The 19,014-nt window shown below is 68.1% G+C and carries 16 protein-coding genes; 6 read left to right on the top strand and 10 right to left on the bottom strand.

The annotated features are described in order from the left end of the window. Positions 1–43: 43 nt before the first annotated feature. The 3 genes from ACQP06_RS21490 to ACQP06_RS21480 all read right to left on the bottom strand — a co-directional run bounded on the left by ACQP06_RS21490 (position 44) and on the right by ACQP06_RS21480 (position 1,659). On the bottom strand, positions 44–292 hold the full coding sequence (locus ACQP06_RS21490) for a hypothetical protein (RefSeq protein WP_213554958.1): 249 nt from the start codon (positions 290–292) through the stop codon (positions 44–46). A gap of 312 nt (positions 293–604) precedes the next feature. Further along, positions 605–958 carry a hypothetical protein gene (locus ACQP06_RS21485; protein ID WP_433666287.1) on the bottom strand — a complete coding sequence of 118 codons (354 nt, stop codon included), beginning with the start codon at positions 956–958 and terminating at the stop codon, positions 605–607. A gap of 116 nt (positions 959–1,074) precedes the next feature. Next, entirely contained in the window at positions 1,075–1,659 is a 585-nt protein-coding gene (locus ACQP06_RS21480) for a hypothetical protein (protein WP_433666286.1), read from the bottom strand. A gap of 143 nt (positions 1,660–1,802) precedes the next feature. Between ACQP06_RS21480 and ACQP06_RS21475 the strand changes: the two genes are divergently transcribed. Both ACQP06_RS21475 and ACQP06_RS21470 read left to right on the top strand, forming a co-directional pair. After that, a complete protein-coding gene (locus ACQP06_RS21475) occupies positions 1,803–2,636 on the top strand; it encodes an acyl-CoA thioesterase domain-containing protein (RefSeq protein ID WP_379273116.1) in 834 nt (277 codons plus the stop codon). Positions 2,637–2,834: 198 nt separating this feature from the next. Then, positions 2,835–4,223, top strand: coding sequence for a lipase family protein (locus tag ACQP06_RS21470; RefSeq protein WP_433666285.1), 1,389 nt, complete (start codon positions 2,835–2,837; stop codon positions 4,221–4,223). 16 nt (positions 4,224–4,239) lie between these two features. Here the strand turns inward: ACQP06_RS21470 and ACQP06_RS21465 are convergent, their stop codons facing one another. Beyond that, entirely contained in the window at positions 4,240–5,790 is a 1,551-nt protein-coding gene (locus ACQP06_RS21465; protein ID WP_433666284.1) for an acyl-CoA carboxylase subunit beta, read from the bottom strand. A gap of 234 nt (positions 5,791–6,024) precedes the next feature. On the opposite strand from ACQP06_RS21465, the gene ACQP06_RS21460 reads away from it, so the two are divergent. From ACQP06_RS21460 to ACQP06_RS21450, 3 genes are all read left to right on the top strand, one after another. Further along, positions 6,025–7,392, top strand: coding sequence for an ABC1 kinase family protein (locus ACQP06_RS21460; RefSeq protein ID WP_433666283.1), 1,368 nt, complete (start codon positions 6,025–6,027; stop codon positions 7,390–7,392). Positions 7,393–7,505: 113 nt separating this feature from the next. Next, positions 7,506–7,742, top strand: a complete 237-nt coding sequence (locus tag ACQP06_RS21455; protein ID WP_433666282.1) for a hypothetical protein — start codon at positions 7,506–7,508, stop codon at positions 7,740–7,742. A gap of 116 nt (positions 7,743–7,858) precedes the next feature. Continuing rightward, positions 7,859–8,209, top strand: coding sequence for a hypothetical protein (locus ACQP06_RS21450; protein ID WP_433666281.1), 351 nt, complete (start codon positions 7,859–7,861; stop codon positions 8,207–8,209). 105 nt (positions 8,210–8,314) lie between these two features. On the opposite strand, the gene ACQP06_RS21445 is transcribed toward ACQP06_RS21450, so the two are convergent. Continuing rightward, positions 8,315–8,536: a hypothetical protein gene (locus ACQP06_RS21445; protein ID WP_433666280.1), complete on the bottom strand. Its 222-nt coding sequence runs from the start codon at positions 8,534–8,536 to the stop codon at positions 8,315–8,317. Positions 8,537–8,796: 260 nt separating this feature from the next. Here ACQP06_RS21445 and ACQP06_RS21440 point away from each other — a divergent pair, with 260 nt between their 5' ends. Next, a complete protein-coding gene (locus ACQP06_RS21440; RefSeq protein WP_433666279.1) occupies positions 8,797–9,228 on the top strand; it encodes a hypothetical protein in 432 nt (143 codons plus the stop codon). A 21-nt stretch (positions 9,229–9,249) separates the two neighbouring features. Here the strand turns inward: ACQP06_RS21440 and ACQP06_RS21435 are convergent, their stop codons facing one another. The 5 genes from ACQP06_RS21435 to ACQP06_RS21415 all read right to left on the bottom strand — a co-directional run bounded on the left by ACQP06_RS21435 (position 9,250) and on the right by ACQP06_RS21415 (position 18,976). Continuing rightward, on the bottom strand, positions 9,250–12,258 hold the full coding sequence (locus ACQP06_RS21435) for an alpha-mannosidase (RefSeq protein ID WP_433666278.1): 3,009 nt from the start codon (positions 12,256–12,258) through the stop codon (positions 9,250–9,252). Between the two features lie 133 nt (positions 12,259–12,391). Further along, a complete protein-coding gene (locus ACQP06_RS21430) occupies positions 12,392–13,279 on the bottom strand; it encodes a DUF4231 domain-containing protein (RefSeq protein WP_433666277.1) in 888 nt (295 codons plus the stop codon). Positions 13,280–13,359: 80 nt separating this feature from the next. Continuing rightward, positions 13,360–17,559 (bottom strand): TIR domain-containing protein, encoded by a 4,200-nt coding sequence (locus tag ACQP06_RS21425; protein ID WP_433666276.1) that lies wholly within the window; start codon positions 17,557–17,559, stop codon positions 13,360–13,362. Positions 17,560–17,718: 159 nt separating this feature from the next. Continuing rightward, on the bottom strand, positions 17,719–18,384 hold the full coding sequence (locus tag ACQP06_RS21420; RefSeq protein ID WP_433666275.1) for a respiratory nitrate reductase subunit gamma: 666 nt from the start codon (positions 18,382–18,384) through the stop codon (positions 17,719–17,721). A 112-nt stretch (positions 18,385–18,496) separates the two neighbouring features. After that, positions 18,497–18,976: a pyridoxamine 5'-phosphate oxidase family protein gene (locus tag ACQP06_RS21415; protein WP_433666274.1), complete on the bottom strand. Its 480-nt coding sequence runs from the start codon at positions 18,974–18,976 to the stop codon at positions 18,497–18,499. Between the last annotated feature and the right edge of the window lie 38 nt (positions 18,977–19,014).

Raw genomic sequence — 19,014 nt, 5'->3', positions numbered from 1 at the left:
GCGTGTCGCGGACCGGGTGGGTCTGCGGCACGGCCGGATTCGGTTACTGCCTGATGAAGCTGGAAGCGATCCGCCAGAATGCCTCCGGCTGCATATGGTGCAGATCCCAGTCGTTCACCATGGCGTGAGCCGTGGTGACGATCCGCTCGATGTCAAAATCATACCGAGTGGCCGCTCCAGTGGATTCGACCTGGCGGATGACGAAAGCGGTTGCCGTCTCGCGTGAATAGGTTTGCTCCGGCTGACTTCTGTCGGCAAACCCGAGTCGGCTGAGGTTGATTGGCTGATTCATTCGAACGCCCCTGACGCCAGGCCGACGGCTGACCGTGGGCGAAGAATCGCCGGTGATTCACCGCTCGGCTCTCTGGTTGTCCCCTTATTGGTGCCTTGCAACGACGAGTCTATGACCGTGCGTTGCGCAGATGCAAGTACATCTGCAACATCGAATTCGCAGTGTCAGAGTGCTTTTCGGGATGCTATGAGTTTGCGAAACCATGGTTGGCGAAAGGTTGTAATGCGCCCCGAACAGGGCTTTCCCAGTACTTCCGATCGAAAGTTCTGGAGGGGAACGACTGTTCCGCTTTATCCAGGAATTCGCTGAAGATCAAATATCGCCGTGATCAGCCCTGTTCTGGGCCTTCGCAGCTTTGATCCGGTCCTGTTCGAGGACCATCAGGCCGATTCCGAAACGCAGGCAGAGCGCCCCGGTGAGCCCGCACAGCACGCTCCAGGCGAGCTCACCGTACCCGGCGGTGGTCAAAGTCAATGCGATCGACACGATTCCGGCGGCGGTCAGAATCGGGCCCGGCAGATTCTGGATGGCCGGTGGTCGATAGGGGGTCCGGTCCGGCGGCCGGCCGGTGTCGCCCGGCCGATTGCGGGTGCCGCCGCGAGGAATGTGGGCGCCACCCGGCGGAATGTGGGCGACGGGGTAGGCGTACGGAGTGACAGGCAACATCACTGTCCTTTCTCCGGAAGTAATGCAGAACCGATAACAAGCGGATACCCGGCCAGGTGCGGCCGAATCACGCGGTATCGCTCCCTGTGCACAACCACCCCCCGGCCGCGCGGCCATCACAACAGGCCCGCCCGCACACCGTCGTGGCCGTCAGTGATGCCCAGATCGTCCAGCAGGCCGAGAAACGCGCCTGCGTAGGGTGAGACCGCGGTCCCGGTCCTGACGAGCTCCCAGTCGACCTGTGCGCGCAACTCCCGTGCGATGTGCAGCAGCCGCGTGAAATCCAGCCGCTGCGGATCGGCCACGGTCAGTTCGTCCACCAGGAAGTCGGCCACCGTCACCACGGGCGCCGCGATCGGCCCGATGGGCAGCCGCTCGGCGCGTGCCAGGAGCGCGTCGGTGACGGGCCGGTGATCGGTGCCGAACACCAGATCCAACCGCACCCCGCCGTCGTAGAGCGTGGCCCGCTCGGCCTCGGTGCCGTGCGGCGGCCGCAGGCCGGCGGCGGACAGCAGGAGCACCCCGCGCGGCAGGTCGGCCGGGCGCAGCAGCACGTCGACCTCCGGAGGCGTGTCGGTCACCGGACCGCCACGGGCGTACACCGCGCACTCCCCGGTGAGGGCGCAGGGAATGTCGTTGTCCTGCAGGGTCTGTACGGCGAGGGTCAGGGTGTCGAGTAGCCGGTCGATGGCGCGGACCATGTCGATGGCGTACCCGTGCCCCGGCCCGCTGAATCCGCGACTCGATCACCCACCCAGCGGGCCCCGGATTGAAACGGGTTTTACGCCTGTGTTAGCTCTGAAAACAGTGGATTGATCGATTCGAGTGGACGGGAGCCGGTGCCGTGGTGGATGTGCCCGCGTATTTCGACGAGGTGGACGGCGGGTTCTTCCCGACGTCGTTCGCGGCCAGCCAGTGGTCCTCGGCGCAGGTGGTCGGGCCGGCCCTGACCGGCCTGCTGGCGCGCGAGCTCGAACGGACCCAGGCCACCGAGGGTTTCGTACCCGTCCGGCTGACCGTGGACCTGTTCAGCGCCGCCCGCTTCGAGCACACCACGACGCCGGTCGTGCGGGTGCGCGACGGCAAGCGGATCCGCGTCGCCGACGTGAGCGTGGTGCAGGGCGGCACCGTCGCCGCGCGCGCCACCGCCGTGCTGCTGCAGCCGTCCGAACAGCCGCCGGGGGAGCTGTGGCGGCGGGAGCGGGAACCGCAGCCGCCCTCGCTCGAGGTCGCCCCGCCCTCGGCGCTGCCGCAGACGCCGCTGTTCAACAGCGGTGAGGGCTCGCCGGTCTGGAACTCGGTGCCCACCGACCACGAGAACGCCGACCGCAAGCGCACCTGGCAGAACCCGATCCGGGTGGTGACCGGGGAGGAGCTGAGCCCGTTCGTGCGGGTCGCGGTGGTGGCCGAGGCGACCAGCATGATGACCAACTGGGGCGACAAGGGCATCGGGTTCATCAATACCGATATGACGCTGGGCCTTTCGCGGCAGCCCGAGGGCACCGAGATCGGTGTGGAGGCCGACAGCCACTTCAGCGAGCACGGCCTGGCGGTGGGTGTGGCCACGCTGTTCGACCGGCTCGGCTCGTTCGGCAGTTGCATGGTGACCTCGGTGTCCAACGCGGGCCGCCAGATCAGCAACGCCCAGCTCGACATGGTGATGCGCAAGCGGCTGTAACCCGCTCGCGCCCTCGGCAATCGGTCCGCGAGATCGCGGATCGATGACGGGATGGGCGTGACACGCGGTCCGGTCAGGGCACGGACCGGTCTCGAAGTGGCGTCGAACCGACCACTCCCGAGTGTCGCAGTGGTGCTTCCCCGTAGGCTTCGCGGACCACCGACCGACAGATCCGTGGGGGGTGTTGTGCCGCGCCGCTTGCGAAGACTGGCCGCCGCCTTGACGATCGGCTGCTGCGTGATCGTCACGTACTGCGCCGCACCGGGTTTCGCGCAACCACCCGAGCCCGGAACCGCGCCGAACCCGCCCGGCATCTCCCTGCCCGATATCCAGCGCTGGATCGATCAGCTGCTCCCGGCGCCCGCTCTCCCCCCGGCCCCCGCGGAGTCGCCACTGGTCGACACTCCGGAGCTGGCACCGGATCTGGCGGCGCTGCGGGCCGCCACCATGCCCGCGCCGATCGGTGATCCCTTCATCGACGACTGGCCCGCCGGCCTCGACGCCCTGGACCCGGGCGGCATGGTCGCGGTGCGCGACGTAACCGCCACGGCCGCACCGACTCTGATCGTGCCGGTGCGCCAGGTGCTCCAGTTCAAGTACCGCACCAACGACTCTCACGACGAGCCGTCCTACGCGATCGCCAGCCTGGTGCTGCCGGTCGGGGAGTGGACCGGGCCGGGACAGCGGCCGGTGGTGATGAACAACCTGCCCATCGACGCGCTGGGCCGAGACTGCAACCCGGGATACACGCTCGCGCACGGGTTTACCCGGGCCGCCAACCTGACCGGCTACGCCCTGCCCACCACCCAGCTGGCGCTGCTGCGCGGCTACGGCGTGCTCATCACCGACCACGAGGGCCCGCGCATGGCCTACGCCGAGCCGACGGTGGCCGGGCACGCCATCCTCGACGCCATCCGCGCGACCCGCGGTTACCTGCCGGATGAGCTGGGCGAGAGCAGGTTCGGGATGATCGGATACTCCGGCGGGGCCATCGCCACCAACGGAGCGGTGAAGCTGATGTCCGAGTACGCCCCCGAACTGTCGGAGGTGGTGGTCGGCGCGGCGCTGGGCGGGGTGCCCGCGGACTTCAGCATCCTGGCGCGCTCGATGAACGCCAATCTCGCCTCGGGGGTGTTCCTGGGCGCGGTGTTCGGCATCGGCCGCGAGCGGCCCGAGATCCTGGCCCGGATGAACCATCTGGCGCAATGGGTGACGACCTCGCAGCTGATCAACAGTCAGTGCAGCGAGGTGTTCGGGATCCCGGGCGTGCTGCAGCTGCCCATCGACATCGCCGCCAATATCCCCGATCCGCTCGACAGCGAGCTGGCGCACGAGATCTACGCCATCACCCGCATGGACGGCAAGAAGTCACCCGTGCCGCTGTTCATCTTCAACGGCGAACAGGAATTCTGGGTCCCCGCCGAAGGCGCGAAGAACCTCTACCGCGAGCAGTGCGACCTGGGCGTGCCCGCCGTCTACCGCAGCGTCCTCGGCGAACACTTCATCGCCGCCTTCACCGGTTACCCCGAATCCCTGACCTGGCTCGACGAGAGATTGCAAGGCGTACCCGCGCCCAACGAATGTTGAACGCGGGCAGCCCTTCTCACATCGGGAAGAGGTTGTGCTTGCGCGGGTTGGGCTTACGGACCGCGTTCTTGTCGCGCAGCAGGCGCAGGGCCTTGCGGATCTCGAGGCGGGTGGCCGAGGGCTCGATGACCGCGTCGATGTAGCCGCGTTCGGCCGCCACCCACGGGTTGTCGATGAGCGCGTTGTAGAAGTCGACCATCTGCTTGCGGACGGTCTCGCGCTGCTCGGGCGGGGTGGCCGCGAGGGTCTTCTTGCCGGTGACGGTCACCATGCCGTCGGCGCCGATGACCGCGATGCGGGCGGTCGGCCACGCCAGGTTGATGTCCACGCCGAGCTGCTTGCAGCCCATGACCGCGTAGCCGCCGCCGTACGCCTTACGGGTCACGATGGTGACGATCGGGACCGTCGCCTCGATCAGCGCGCGGAACATGCGGCCGCCGCGCTTGATGACGCCGTTGCGCTCCTCCTCGACACCGGGCAGCACGCCCGGGGTGTCGACGACGTAGACGAGCGGAATGTTGAACGCGTCGCACAGGCGGATGAAGTACGCGCCCTTGTCCGAGCAGGCCGCGTCGAGCGCGCCGCCCAGCACCATGGGCTGGTTGGCGATGACGCCGACCGGGCGGCCGTCCACGCGGGCGAATCCGGTGATCAGGTTCTGCGCGGCCGCTTCTCCGACCTCGAGGAAAGCGCCGTCGTCGAAGATGCGCAGCAGCACCTCGTGCATGTCGTAGCCCTGGCGATCGGAGTCCGGGATGATCCGGTCCAGTTCCCGATCGGAGTCGGTGATCTCGGGCTCCAGGCCCGGGTTGATGACCGGCGGCTCCTCGATGCAGCTGCTGGGCAGGTAGCTGAGGTACTCGCGGGCCCAGTTGAGCGCGTCGACCTCGGTACGGGCCACGTGGTGCAGCAGGCCGTTGCGGGCCTGCACGGCCGCGCCGCCCAGCTCCTCGGCGCTGATGTCCTCACCGGTGATGCCCTTGATGACCTCGGGGCCGGTGACGAACATGTAGGAGTCGTCGGTGGCGATCAGCACGTCCATATTGACCGGGCCGTACACCGAGCCGGCCGCGCACTTGCCGAACATGACCGCGACCATCGGAACGAAGCCCGACAGGTCCTCCTGCAACCGGCACATGGTGGCGTACCAGGCCAGGGCGGTCACGCCCTCCTGGATGCGGGCGCCGCCGGAGTCGTTGATCACCACGACCGGGCAGGCGTTCTTGTACGCGAACTCCATGACCAGGCGGACGCGGCGGCCGAAGGTCTCGCCGACCGAACCGCCCTGCACCATCGAGTCGTGGGAGATGACCACGACCGGGCGGCCGTCGATCAGGCCGCGACCGGTGACCACGCCGTCGCCGTAGAGCGCGTGCGGCTGGCCCGGCGAGCGCATGAGCGCGCCCATTTCGACGAAGCTGCCCGGGTCCAGCAGTATGTTCACCCGTTCTCGGGCGCTGGCGACGCCTTTGGCAAGTCGTTTCTGGATACCCTTCTCACCGGTCGGTTCCTCGGCGATCTCCAGGAGCTTGCGCAGTTCCGCCAGCTTTTCCGCTGTACCCGTCATTACGTAGGTCTTGCCTTTCACCTTCAATGGCCGGGCTCGATCGGCGCCCGCGTCGAGCCGGATCGCGACTCGACCGCCCACGGTACCGTGCGTGTCCCCTTCCGAACCAGCGAACGCCTGGGTAATGTGCCCGGTCTCGCGCCGGTCGAGCTTCGGTCTCATGCCGCGCCAGGCCCCGCCCGTGACGCGAACTCCGCCGCCGTCAGCGATACACTGCCGCCCGTGAGCTCACCTATGACTGTGCGATCGGGAACGCCCGAGGTGATCCGGCCAGACCTGGACACCTTCGGATTCTCGGAGTGGCGGCGGACCGCGGTCGTCGGCGCGGTGCTGGGCGGCTCGGTGGTGGCCGGTGTGCTGCGTGGGGGCCTGCGCCCGGCCAAGCGCAAGCGGGCCGCGGCCGAGGGCGTGGTGAACGGTTTCGAGACGCTCGGCCCGATGTTCGTGAAGCTGGGCCAGCTCATCGCGTCCTCGCCCGGCGCCTTCCCGCGCGAGCTGGCCGACGCCTGCCTGCGCTGCCTCGACGACGTCCCGCCCTTCGCGGCCGCGGACGCGCGCGCCATCATCGAGGCCGATCTGGGCAAGCCGATCTCGGAGCTGTTCCTCGAGTTCGACGACGAACCGCTCTCGGCCGCCTCCATCGCCCAGGTGCACGCGTGCGTGCTGCCCGACGGCCGCCCCGCGGTGGTGAAGGTGCAGCGGCCCGAGATCGCCCGTCGCATGATCGTGGACCTGCGCGCCGCCATGAAGCTGGCGCGCGCCCTGGAGAGGCGGTCGGAGAACGCCCGGGTCGCCAATACCCAAGCGGTGGTGCGGGATCTGTACGAGGCCACGGTCGCGGAACTGAACTTCCTGATCGAGGCCGAGAACCAGGCCCGCGCTCGCGAGCACCTGTCGGCCTTCGGCGACAACACCAATGTGGCCGTGCCCGAGGTGTATTGGGACTTCTGCGCCCCCCGGGTGCTGTGCATGGAGCGCATGCGCGGCATGCCGCTGGACCGCTTCGACGACATCCGCGAGGCCCACCCGGAACCGGAACTGCTGATCCGCCGCCTGGTGAAGGCGTGGATGGAATCGGTTGCGGTGCACGGGGTCTTCCACGGCGACGTGCACGCGGGCAACCTGTGGCTGCTCGACGACGGCCGGGTCGCCATGCTCGACTTCGGCATCGTGGGCCGGATGGAGGCCGAGTGGCGCGAGTTCGTGCGCGCGCTGTTCTACGCCAGCTCCATCGACAACGACTTCCGCCCGGTGGCTCGCGCGCTGCGCGCACTGGACCTGGTCGCCGACGACAGCGGCGACGACGCCACCATCGGCCGTCAGCTCGCGACGGCGCTGGGCCCGGTGCTCTCGGGCAGCCTGGACAAGCTGGATCTGGGCCTGGTCTCGGCGCGGCTGCTGGAGTTCGGCAAGCGCCGCGGCGCGTCCGGCCCGCAGCAGCTGGTGCTGATGGGCAAGCAGCTCGGCTACTTCGAGCGGTACGCGGTAGCGCTCGCGCCGGGCTGGAAGCTCGGCCGCGACCTGTACCTGTTCCGCAATATCTTCCCCGCCGAGGTGGCCGCCAAGGCCGCCGCGGAGAACATCACCCTGCCGACCGACTGACAGCGGGCCCGAGCGGGCTGTCGGCGCACTGTCGGCGGTCTGTCAGCGGCGGCCGTCATCGTTCTTTTCATAGCCGGAAGCACCCGTTCCGGCGCCGGAGAAGGAGAACGACGATGTCGAACAAGAACGTGCTCGCGGACCTGATCTCGGGCCACCTGACCGAGGCCAGGACCCGCGCCGAGCGCAGCATGCGGGCCGCGTCGGTGGCCCGGGCCGGTGCTCTGGCCCAGGCGGCCGCCGACGAGCGAGCGATGCCGGCGCACCTGACCCGGGCCGAGGTCAAGGAGTTGCGTGCCGAGGCGCGGGCCCAGGCGAAGCGGTTGGTCGCGGATCTGACCGCCCGGGGGTGAACGCCCGGGCGGGTCTGGCAAGCCTGAGAGAAGCGTCAGGAAACCCTCAGGCTACGACCAGATTCGCCCGGCAATGTGGATGGCAGACAGTGTCGGGCGAGCGTGCGAGGTGCGGAATGGTCGAATTCGAGGTCACCGGAACCACTGTGACGGCGCGGGTCACCGGTGCGCACAAACTGCTCGCGCTGCGCGACCACGTGAGCTTCGACCTGGCCCAGGTCACCGCCGTCGCGCCCGCCCCCGTGGATCTGCGCCCGCCGTGGCTGCGGACGCCGGGCACGTTCTTCCCGGGCGTGATCGCCGCGGGCATCTTCCGCGGGAAGGGCCGCAAGGAGTTCTGGGACACCCGTTTCGACGGTCACGGCGTGCTGATCGAACTGGCGGGCGCGGATTTCACGCGCCTGGTGGTGGATGTAGCCGAACCGGCCGCGGAGCTGCGGCGGTTGTCGTCGGCCCTGGCGGCCTGAATTCCCCGTAGAACCCGAATGGCTCGTGCCGCGGACCCGATTTCTGGCGGGCGCGGCACGAGCCGGTCTGGGTGGACTTTTCGGGGGTAGTGGTGGACGAAGATATCAGGGAGTCGGGCAGAGGAAGGCACCGGCGGGCGGCGGGGCCGGGACGATCCGCTCCGGGGCGACTCCGGCGGGTCCGGCCGGGCCGTTGGGCGCTACTGCTCCGGGAGCCGCGGGGGTCCCGACGTCGCCGGATCCCCATGCCGCGGACGGGTTCATGGTGAATACGGCCGCACAAACGAACGCACTGACGAGCAGGCCGATCGCTTTCTTTTGCGTCATGTCGTACGACGCTACAACCAGCTCCGAGCAATTGGTGGTATTGCCGAATCACCGGAATGTCGCGACCTGCTGATCGTGTGGATAGTTCGGTGAATTCCACTGTGGCACAGACAAACTAATCGGTCGGAACGGCGTGTTTTCAGTCCTTTGTGTTATGGACTGTGCCAGACCACGTTTCGGTTACGAACCGGCGTGTCTGAGGGTGTTTCGTCCGCTTCTATTGTGGACTGCCGGGAGGACCCGACCGGGAGGGATGCACGATGGCTGCTGGACCTGGTTCGAGGATCGCCGTCGCGGCGGCGCTCATGCTGGCGGTTTCCGCCGCGGTGACCGCGAACGCGCCGATGAGCGCGGCCGTGGGCACCTGCGGATCGAGCCTGGGGGACTACCGCGGGGAATTCGCCGTCGAGGGTGAACCCGGGACCGTGCTGAGTTTCGACGGAGCGGGCGGTCTCACTTTTCACAGCGCCCGGTTCGGGAACGGCGAGGGCCTGTACGCGGTCATTCCGTCGGGCGGATTCACCGCCACCCTGCGCATGGCCGACAGCGGTGAAGACGCGGCGCGGCCCGAGAATACGACCTCGATGGTCAAGAGCACGATCCTCCTCTGCCCGACCCAGGGAACGCAGGTCGGGAATTTCCGCTCACTGGATCAGAGCAGCCGCCGGTTCGATTATGTGAGGTCCGCCTGAAAAGCCGGTGACGGCAATGGTTTACCGGGTGAATCGGAGCGTGACGAGCTGGAAAGGCCGCAGGCGCAGTCGAATTCCCTCCTCGGCGGATTCCGTGACGTTTTCCTCGGGTAAAGCCCGCTCCAGCAGGTCGCAGCGGCGATAACCGGTGTACCCGAAATCCGGTGTGAGCAAAGCGGTCGCGCGACCGCCGCCCGCTTCGTAGAGCCGGATCACGACATCACCGGATCCGTCCTCGGCCAATTTGACGGCACTGGTCACCACGTCGTCATTGTCGACGGTGAACAGCGGCGCCACGGGTTCGGCGACGCCCGGGGTGACCGGCGGCAGATTGATCCGGTACCCGGAGCGCACGGCATCCGTGATCGAGGCGCCCGGCAGCAGCGCGTGCCGGAAATGGTGTGCGCCGTGGTCGGTCTGCGGATCGGGAAACCGCGGCGCGCGCAGCAGGGACGCGCGGACGGTGATGGTGGTGCCGCCGTCGGGCCGCACCGCGCGGGTCAGATCGTGGCCGTAGGTGGAGTCGTTGACCAGGGCCACGCCCCAGCCGGGTTCGGCCAGGTGGATGAAGCGGTGATTGCAGGCCTCGAACTTGGCGTACTCCCAGCTGGTGTTGGTGTGCGTGGGCCGGTACAGGTGCCCGAACTGGGTTTCGGAGGCGTAGCGGTCGGCGTGGATGTCCAGGGGGAAGGCGAGTTTGAGGAACTTCTCCGTCTCGTGCCAGTCGACCGTGGTGGCGATCTCCAGCGCCCCGGTGTCCGGGCGCAGGGTGAGGACCTGCTCGACGGCGGAGGAGCCGAAGGAGCGGCCGATGCGGAGGGAGACGTCGGTGGTGGCGCCGGACTCCGCGACCAGGAAGTCCACCTCGGTGAGGTCGGTGACGGTATTGCGATAGAACTGGTCGACATCCCAGGCGTCCCAGGAGTTCGGGTAATCCTGGTGCAGCTGGAGCAGATTGGCGGCCGCGCCCGGCGGCAGGGTCTCGCGCCGCTGCCCGAGGTCGTAAACCGACACGACCAGTCCGCGCGCGTCGACCTCGACGCGGGTCCGGTCGTTGGCGAGCACGAATCCGCCGTCCGGCCGCTCGGTCACCGTGGCGCCGCGGCCGGGCACCACCGGTCCCGCGCCGCCGGCCGGGACGCCCCGCCAGGTGTGCGGGGCCGGGTTGAAGACGTGGGAGCCGGACCGTTCCCCGCCGAGCGCCCATTGCGCCCGTTCGATGATGGCCGAGAGTTCGGCGGCCACCCGCGCGTACGTCGCCTCGGCTTCCCGATGCACCCACGCGATGGACGAGCCGGGCAGGATGTCGTGGAACTGGTGCAGCAGCACCGTCTTCCAGAGCCGGTCCAGGTCGGCGACGGGGTACTCGAAGTCGGTGCGGACGGCCGCGGTGGCCGCCCACAGTTCGGCTTCCCGCAGCAGGTGCTCGCTGCGCCGGTTGCCCTGTTTGGTCTTGGCCTGACTGGTCAGGGTGGCGCGGTGCAGTTCCAGATACAGCTCGCCCACCCAGACGGCGGGGTTCGCGTATTCGGCCTCGGCGGCGGCGAAGAAGTCGGCGGGCCGCTCCCAGGTCACCTTCGGTGAGCCCTCCAGGTCGCGCAGTCGGGCGGCGCGCGCGATCATCTCCCGGGTGGTCCCGCCGCCGCCGTCGCCCCAGCCGGTCGGGGCAAGGGACCGGTTGGCGCGGCCCTTCTCCTTGAAGTTCTTGGCGGCGTGGGCGATTTCGCGGCCCTGCATGGAGCAGTTGTAGGTGTCGACGGGCGGGAAGTGGGTGAAGATCCGGGTGCCGTCGATGCCCTCCCACAGGAAGGTGTGGTGCGGGAAGGTGTTGGTCTGGCTCCACGAGATCTTCTGGGTGAGAAGCCATTTGGATCCGGCGGCCTTGATGATCTGTGGCAGTCCGGCGGCGAAGCCGAAGGTGTCGGGCAGCCACGCCTCGTCGTTCTCGACGCCGAATTCCTCGAGGAAGAACCGTTTGCCGTGCACGAACTGGCGGGCCATGGCCTCCGAGCCGGGCATGTTGGTGTCCGATTCCACCCACATGCCGCCGGCGGGCACGAAGCGTCCGTCGGCCACCGCCTCCTTGACCAGGGCGTACACCTCGGGCCGGTGCTGTTTGAGGAAGTCGTATTGCGCCGCTTGGGACATGGTGTAGATGAAGTCGGGTTCGGCGTCGAGCAGCGCGGTCATATTGGCGGTGGTCCGCGCGACCTTGCGCACGGTCTCGCGCAGCGGCCACAGCCAGGCGGTGTCGATGTGGGCGTGCCCCACCGCGGAGATCAGGTGCGCGGACGGCACGGCCGGGCGCGCGAGCACCTCGGTCAAGCAGGCGCGGGCGGCCGCAGCCCCGGCGTTCACGTTCTGCAGGTCGATGGCGTCGAGGGCGCGTTCGATGGCCCGCACGATGTCGTACCGGCGAGCGGGGTCCTCGGGCATCTCGTGCATGAGCTCGCCGAGCACCTCGAGATCCTGGACCAGCTGCCACACATCGTCATCGAAGACGACGAGATCCATTCGCCCCAAACGGTATTGGGGACCGCTGCCCGCGGTGGCGAGGTCGCCGAGCCCGGTCGGCCCGAAGAACGGGATGATCGGGTTCGACGCCGCCTCCACATGAAACAGCACCTGCTCGCCGCCGCGCGCCGGGGCGGCGATCCGCACCCACTGATTACGCGGATGCAGCCCCTTCACCGGTGTCCCGTCGGGCCGATACACCAGACCCTCGCACTGGAATCCGGTCTGGTTCGCATCGAACCCGAGGTCGATAATGGCCTCGACGGTGCGTCCCGCCCACTCCGGCGGGACCGTGCCCTCGACGGTCAGCCAGCTGGTGCCCCAGGGTGCGCCCCACGGGGTGCCCGGCGCGGTCGGCGTGCGCGGCGCGGCGATCCCCTCGGCCACCGGCACCGGTTCGCCCGGCGCCTCCCAGATCGATACCCGCATCGGCGTCGATTCCGGGTATACGGCGGGTTTGATGCGGTCGAGCACCCGCCCGAGCCTGCCCTCGATCAACCGGCGGTCATCGTGCATAACGGTGGCTCCCATCGGGCGTGACCGGCGAACCGTCTCCGCCCGACTCTAGCCGCCACGGGGCCCGCCTCCGGGAATGATCGGACCGCTGGCGTGGGCAGTTCGGACCATGTGACTCGGGCCGGGAGTGCGATCAGGAAGCAGCGGTGGTGCTCTCGGTCCACTTGGCCATCCAGGCCGTGTTCTCGGTCGCGATCACCGATTCGCAGGCGGAGACGAACGCGGGCCAGTCGGAGAGTGCTCCGGCCGCCCACTCGTCGGCGAGGGCGTGGAGGCGGTGGGCGGTGGTGAGGTAGGTCATGGCGAGGTAGTCGTAGCGCTGGGCGGTCAGGTAGGCGGCGATATTGGCGGTGGCGGTCGTCAGGACCGCGACCCAGGGGGCCATGGAGGTGGGTCCGGTACCGGGGGCGATGGCCGCCGCGGCCGCGACGAGCGCGGTCGCCATACCCAGTGCAATGGCGAACTTGCGCCAGCGCGCCCCGCACCGAGTGTATCGACGCGCCATCGGCCGGTAGTAGTCCTCGATCTGCCCCTGGATTCTTTGCCGGACATATGTTTCCGGTGTCAGGGTGGGCGGGGGCGGGGTCGGCTGTGCCGTGGCGTCGTCGACGTACGGCAGCAGATCTGCCGCAGCGGTGACGATTTCGGTCATCTCGTGGCGCAGGGCATCGACGCTGGTCTCGGCGCCCGCACGGAACTCGAAGATCACGCGTTTGATGCCCTCCGACGTCGCACGCGCCCGCGTCCACGCTCGGACGGCATCCGGGGTCAGATACTGGAAGCCGACGAAGGCTGCCAGGGCGAGGCACACCGCGCCGACCGCCGCGACGCAGGTCCGCACCGCACCGCCCGAATGCACCACCGTCGCAGCCGCGGTCGTGCACAACGCGCCGATGGTGCTGGCCGTGAACGCCGTGATCCGCGCTCGATCGAGCCTGCGCTTGAGCCGACCAGCCGCCTGTGACCAGCGCAATCGATCGGCCCAGAATTCGGCGACGACCTGATCGGCGTCCTCTCTCACGTGCCGGCGTCCGATGCGATCGGCAGGTTGTCGCAGGCCTTGCGGTAAGGGATGTTCGGGGACACCCATTCGTTCCACTCCTAGTGGCTCATGTTCGCGGTGAGCTTGTCGCACAAGCGGTCCGTCCAGACGGAGGGTCCCGGCCAGACATCGATGATTCCCGCCGTATCGCTGCCGGTAACCACTTGGCGGCCGTCGGGGCTGACGGCCAATGCGGTGATGGGGTCAGCAGGGCCGATGATCGGCTTTCCGACGGGTAGACCGGTGGTCGCATCCCAGATCCGAATCGTCTTGCCCGCAGCCGCGATCAGGTACCGGCTGTCGGGGCTGAAAGACATGGCATTGATCTTCAACGTGGGGTCTCGTACCGGATCGCCGACAACTTTGCGGGAGTCGATATCGAACAGGCGGATGGATTCCTCTCCCGCCGTGGCGAGTCGGCGGCCATCGGGACTGAACGCGAGCACCGTGGGAAGGTCGGTGTCGACAAATGGCTCGCCGATCTGACGATGGGATGCCACATCCCACATCCGGAGTTTGGATACTCCGCCATTGGTCACCATGCGCCGACTGTCCGGACTGAACGTTACCGCAGTGACCAACGAATGGTTATCGATTGGAGTGCCGAGGCGCATTCCGGTGTTCGAATCCCACAGGTAGACACTGAAATCGAACCTCGATGGCGGCGAATTCTGGTTGTCCGCCCGGCTCCCCTCCGTAGGGGTGTTCTCCTGCACCGCGTCGCCGACGGTGGCGAGCATCGAGCCGTCCGCGCTCAGCGCCGTGGCACTGCGGGACTTCTGAGGATCGATACTCCATTTGTTCAGTGGTGCGCCGGTGTTGGCGTCGAAGGCGGCTAGGGCGTACGTGAGATGCATGCCGAAGTCGGCTACAACACGATCGGATGGCACCGTACTTCCGACTTCGTACGCGAGGATTCGGTTGCCGTCCGGATTGAGAGACGCATCGTAGGGAATCGTCGGGTCGGTTGCGATGGTCTTTTGCAGCGTTCCGGTGCGGGCGTCCCACAGGCGAATGACGCCGGGGACACCCGAATCCGGATTGTGTCGAGTGCCGGCTGACACCAGGCGAGTGCTGTCGGCGCTGTAGTGAACCGACATCACCGCGTCATCGTCGGCGGTCAGGACGGTGCCGATGATGGCGGCGGCATCGGCGTCCCATACCCGGACGCTGTGATCGCCACCCGACAGCACCTCGCGCCCGTCGCTGCTGAAACCCACGCCGGTGACGCTGCCGCGATGTCCGACCAGAGGGTGTCCGATCGGCTGGCGGGACACGGCATCCCACACCCGGACCGATCCGTCGTAGCTGCCGGACGCCACGCGACGCCCATCCGGACTGAACGCCACGGCTCCCACGGCGTTTCCATGGCCGCTCAACGCCGGGCCCGCCGACTGCAACGTTGTTGCGTCCCAGAAGTGAACGAGTTGGTCGGTGCCGCCCGAGATGATCACGCTTCCGCTCGGATCGACTGTGACGGCGAATGGGGAAGCGTCCTTCTGATCTGGAGTTCGTGCGACCACGCCGCCCGTCTCGATGTCCCAACTGTCCAGTCCGAAGTCTGTGGTGGCGATCAGGCGCGTTCCTCCGGACAGGAAGGTCGTCTGTAACGGTGCTGAGGTAGTACGAATCACGTGGAGCTGTCGTCCGGTAACGACATCCCAGATCTGAATCGTGCCGGGGTTGATCCCCGCGGCGAGGCGGCGCCCGTCCGGACTCAGGGACACCGACACGACCGACGTCTCTCCAGTCTCCAACGGACCAGCGACATGCGAGCCGTTCTCGGTATCCCACACGTCGATGGTTCCGCCATTGCCCGCCGACGCGAGGCGGGTCCCATCCGGACTGAATGCCAAGTTGTCCACCTGACTGTTGCGCGCAGTGAATGGCGCCCCTGTGGCTTGCCCGGTGCTGCCGTCGCGCAGCTGTATCGTTCCGCTACTTGCCGATGCCGCGTGCCGTCCGTCGGGACTGACAGTGAATGCCGAGTTGAAACTCGGTGCGGGCGTGTCGAATATCTTCACGGTGTCGGCCGCGGTCGTCAGCGCGTCGAGGACCGCGCCGTCGTCGGGGTGCGATCCGATCCGGCGTGCGGCGAGGATCTGCTGGATGGCTCGCGTGTCACCACCGGGCCGGATCCCGGCGAGCATGGCTTGCCCTTCGGAGACCAGGCGCAGGGCGGTCGCTTCGTGCAGCCGCCGATCGGCCTCGTTCTGTGCCAGCGTGGTTCGTACCGCGAAGAATCCGGCGACCAGGGCCGCGATGACGGTGAGTGCCAGGACCGCCCGCAGGATGTGCGTCCGTCGGCGCAGCCCGTCGGCGTAGGCGCGGGCGTCGTTCAGTTCCTTCTCGCGCCGCTGCCGTTCGGCGGCGTCCTCGGCGTCCTGCCGTTGGCGGGAGGCGGTGAGGTACTCGCGAGCGCAGGCCAGGCGATCGGCGAAACCCGGAGTGGCGGACACCTTCTCGGCCTCGCTCAGCCGGGTGCCTTCGATCAGCCAGGCGTCGTCGCGCCCGCTGCTCTCCCATTCGGTGGCGGCGCGGTCGAGGCCGTCGGCGGTCCGCAGATCGGCGGCCTCCTCGCGCAACCATTGGGCGAGTGCGGGCCATTCGCTCAGCAGGCTTTCCAGCGCGACCTCGATGGTGGTCTCGCCGCGGCGTTCGTCCTGGACCAGCAGGCGGTGGTCGACGAACGCGGCGATGAGCGGGCGGCTGGTGGCCGGCAGGTCGGCGAGGCGCGCGATCCGCCGCAGCGGCTGATCATTGTCCGCGGCGATGGTGGCGAGCCAGGGCACGAAGGCCGCGCGCAAGTGCGCGAGTTGTTGTTGCTTCTCCGAATCGTCCTGGGCGAGTATGGAATCGATCTCCGATTCGACCACGTGCGCCATCCCGCCCATGGCCGTGTAGTCGGCGCTGGTAAGTGCGCCGGCGGCGGCGTAGTCGAGGTAGAGCCGCCACAGTGTCAGGGACAGCAGTGGCAGTGGGTTGGCGCTGTCCGCGCAGTCGGCGAGCAGTCGTTCCACGAGATCCTCGCGCACCGCGAGCCGATTGCCCGCTGCGGTGGCGCGCTCCGCCGGCCCTTGGATGACCTCGGCGAACCGCGCCGGCTGCAGGGGTCGCAACTCGTCGAACACCACGCTCTTCACCGAGGCGAGGGCGGGTGAGGTCTGAAGCGGTTCGTAGCGATCGGCCCGAATGGTCAGTGCGACAATGATATCCAGGCCGTCGTCGACCAGATGGGCGAGAAGCGACTGGAACAGACCGGCCTCGCGGCCGGCTTCACTGCCGAACAGCTCCTCGGCCTGATCTACCGGGAGCACGATCGTCGGAGGCACGGTGTCGCTGGAATCAGGCGTCGCCGCCGTCGCGGCGTCCCGCGCTTCCCGCAGCCAGCTGGTGACCTGCGCGGGGTCGGCCGCGCAGGCCGCCTTGATCGCACCGAGGGTTGGTTTCGCCAGTCTCAGCCGCCGGCGCACCGCGTACAGGGATGCGGCCAGGCCGACCGGGCCGGTGACCGCGTCCCGTTCGGGGCGGACGATGTCGAGCACCAGGAAGTGCCTGTCGTCGCGCCGCAGGCGGGGGAGTAGTCCGGCGCGCAGGAACGACGATTTGCCCGTGCCCGACGGGCCGAGGATGACGAACAGGTTCTCCACGCGGGAGGCCCGCATGCCGCGCAGCATGTCCAGGCCGCGCACGATCTGCGCGTCCCGGCCGAAATACACGGCCGCGTCGACCGCTTCGAACGGGGCCCATCCCCGGTAGGGCGCCCGCCCGGAGTCATCGTCCGGCGGCCACTCGAAATATTCGGCTCCGATTCCCGCTTCCAGCAAACCCCGCCGCAGCAGTCGAAGCCCGTCGGTCGAGAATTCGACGGGCGGGCCCCCGGTGACGGGTATCGCTGTTGTCGGTCCGGTGGGGAAGAGGTCGCATTGCTGCCAGTCCCGGGTGGATTCGCGGCTCACGAACGGTTCCAGGCGGGCGGCGAAGATCCGCTTGTTTTGATTCTCCGCAGTCCGCGCCTCGGCGCGGCATTCCGGCGAGGAATCCCAGTTCTCCGACAGCAGGCAGATCACGGCCTCGCAGCGAGAAGTAGCTCGGACCAGGGCGTCTTTCCATCGAACTCCGGGGGCTATCCCCGTGTCCGGGTCCAGATCGAGGAAGATCTCGTCGGCGAGAGCGGGGTCCTGTGCGACGAGCCAGGCCTTCAGCGCAATGGCCTGCCGGTTGTCCCGGCTGGAATGGCTGAGGAATATGCGCGCCATTCCTCGAGTGTTGGCGCTTCCGCCCGCAACTTCATGAGTACCGCATTACTCGCATTCAAGGTGATGGCACGCGCATGTTCGAGCAATCGATCTGCCGAGCGCGCAAGGGCCGTTCTGAGGAATGGGAGCTACCTCCCGGACATCGCGGTGTGGGAGGGATCAGGCCGTTGGCGCGGACCGATACGGGGCGGCTGCGGCCTGGCGGGCGACGCGCAGCAGCGGGACGCTGAGGATGCCGGCCAGGCGCGTGTACGGCCAGATCGCGATGATCGCCACCACGATCAGTCCACGTGCCTGGTAGAGGAGTGGTGCGTGATCCATGCCGGAGGGATCGGGGTGCAGGGCGAGCAGTGAACGCGCCCACGGGAAGAGGGTTTCGGCGGCGCGGTAGCGGCCGTCGGTGGCGCTGCCGTCGAAGGTGACCAGGACTGCCGAGAGGAGTGCGGCGCTGAGCAGGGGCAGCGTGAGCCGGTCGAGGGGGGTGACTCGGTGTCGTATGTCGGCGGAGATCAGTGGGGGGATCAGGATCAGTGCCACTCCGGCGACGGTGACGGGCGCGGCCACGATCTGGATCGCCGACAGCAGTACGTGAATGTTGTGCTCGGGCCGCGTATGTGGTCCTGATGCGAGCATCTCCGCAACCCGTACCGCGAACACCACGGGGAATCCGATACGTACAGCCGCGATCCCGATCCGTTGCGCCTTGTCGATGTGCGGCCCGTACAGATAACCGCGGAAACCGTCGCGCCGGTACCGCCATAGGTGACCGACCGCGCACGACACGACAGCCGCATACGGCAGTACCACCCAGATCGCGATAAGCATGCCTTCAACCCACATTCGGTCGGCACCGACAGCATTGGCCGAGCAACTGTCGCACGCCGGCGTGCGCCGGAGAAGTGTCGATTCGTGCCAACTCCGCGCAGCGGACGGCGCGTTATTGCCAGAGGTGGGACATCATGTGCGGGTACCGAACCGGTCGGTAGTCGGTGAAGTTGATGTCGCGGACGTGGGAGAAGTCCGACCACAACAATTTCCCGCCCGGGAGCCGCGCGGGAAGTCGCACTCGCGCCCGCACCCGCCGCAGTTCGTCCTCGGTCGCGGCGCGTCGGGGCCCGGCGGTGCCGTAGAGCCGGACTCCGGGCGGCGACGGGAAGCGCGCGGTCAGCAGCGAACGGAACCAGAACAGTCCACGGCCGTTCACGGCCAGCAGGCAGACCCGCGGATCGCGGTCCAGGTTGCGGCCCAGCGCCTCGGCGTACTGGTCGAAGTAGAAGCCGGTCGTGTCGTCGCGCAGGAACACCGTGCCGATCGGTGCGATGGTCGGCGTGCCGTCCGGATCGGTGGAGGCGAGGGTGCAGTGGGCGGCGCGAGATACGGTCTCGCGGATGCGATCCCAGTTCTGTTCGAGGGTCACGACCGGTCCTGTTCGATAGGGGCTGACTGAACGATTCG

The sequence above is a fragment of the Nocardia sp. CA-136227 genome (assembly GCF_050955695.1).
GTDB lineage: Bacteria > Actinomycetota > Actinomycetes > Mycobacteriales > Mycobacteriaceae > Nocardia.
The sequence above is the reverse complement of the archived record's forward strand: the minus strand, read 5'-3'. Positions and strand labels throughout refer to the sequence as shown.

Excerpts from the sequence above, each read along its gene's own strand:
- ACQP06_RS21490 (WP_213554958.1), bottom strand. The coding sequence starts at position 292 with ATGAATCAGCCAATCAACCTCAGCCGACTCGGGTTTGCCGACAGAAGT.
- ACQP06_RS21485 (WP_433666287.1), bottom strand. The coding sequence starts at position 958 with ATGTTGCCTGTCACTCCGTACGCCTACCCCGTCGCCCACATTCCGCCG.
- ACQP06_RS21480 (WP_433666286.1), bottom strand. The coding sequence starts at position 1,659 with ATGGTCCGCGCCATCGACCGGCTACTCGACACCCTGACCCTCGCCGTA.
- ACQP06_RS21465 (WP_433666284.1), bottom strand. The coding sequence starts at position 5,790 with ATGACGGGTACAGCGGAAAAGCTGGCGGAACTGCGCAAGCTCCTGGAG.
- ACQP06_RS21460 (WP_433666283.1), top strand. The coding sequence starts at position 6,025 with ATGACTGTGCGATCGGGAACGCCCGAGGTGATCCGGCCAGACCTGGAC.
- ACQP06_RS21455 (WP_433666282.1), top strand. The coding sequence starts at position 7,506 with ATGTCGAACAAGAACGTGCTCGCGGACCTGATCTCGGGCCACCTGACC.
- ACQP06_RS21450 (WP_433666281.1), top strand. The coding sequence starts at position 7,859 with ATGGTCGAATTCGAGGTCACCGGAACCACTGTGACGGCGCGGGTCACC.
- ACQP06_RS21445 (WP_433666280.1), bottom strand. The coding sequence starts at position 8,536 with ATGACGCAAAAGAAAGCGATCGGCCTGCTCGTCAGTGCGTTCGTTTGT.
- ACQP06_RS21440 (WP_433666279.1), top strand. The coding sequence starts at position 8,797 with ATGGCTGCTGGACCTGGTTCGAGGATCGCCGTCGCGGCGGCGCTCATG.
- ACQP06_RS21435 (WP_433666278.1), bottom strand. The coding sequence starts at position 12,258 with ATGCACGATGACCGCCGGTTGATCGAGGGCAGGCTCGGGCGGGTGCTC.
- ACQP06_RS21425 (WP_433666276.1), bottom strand. The coding sequence starts at position 17,559 with ATGGCGCGCATATTCCTCAGCCATTCCAGCCGGGACAACCGGCAGGCC.
- ACQP06_RS21420 (WP_433666275.1), bottom strand. The coding sequence starts at position 18,384 with ATGCTTATCGCGATCTGGGTGGTACTGCCGTATGCGGCTGTCGTGTCG.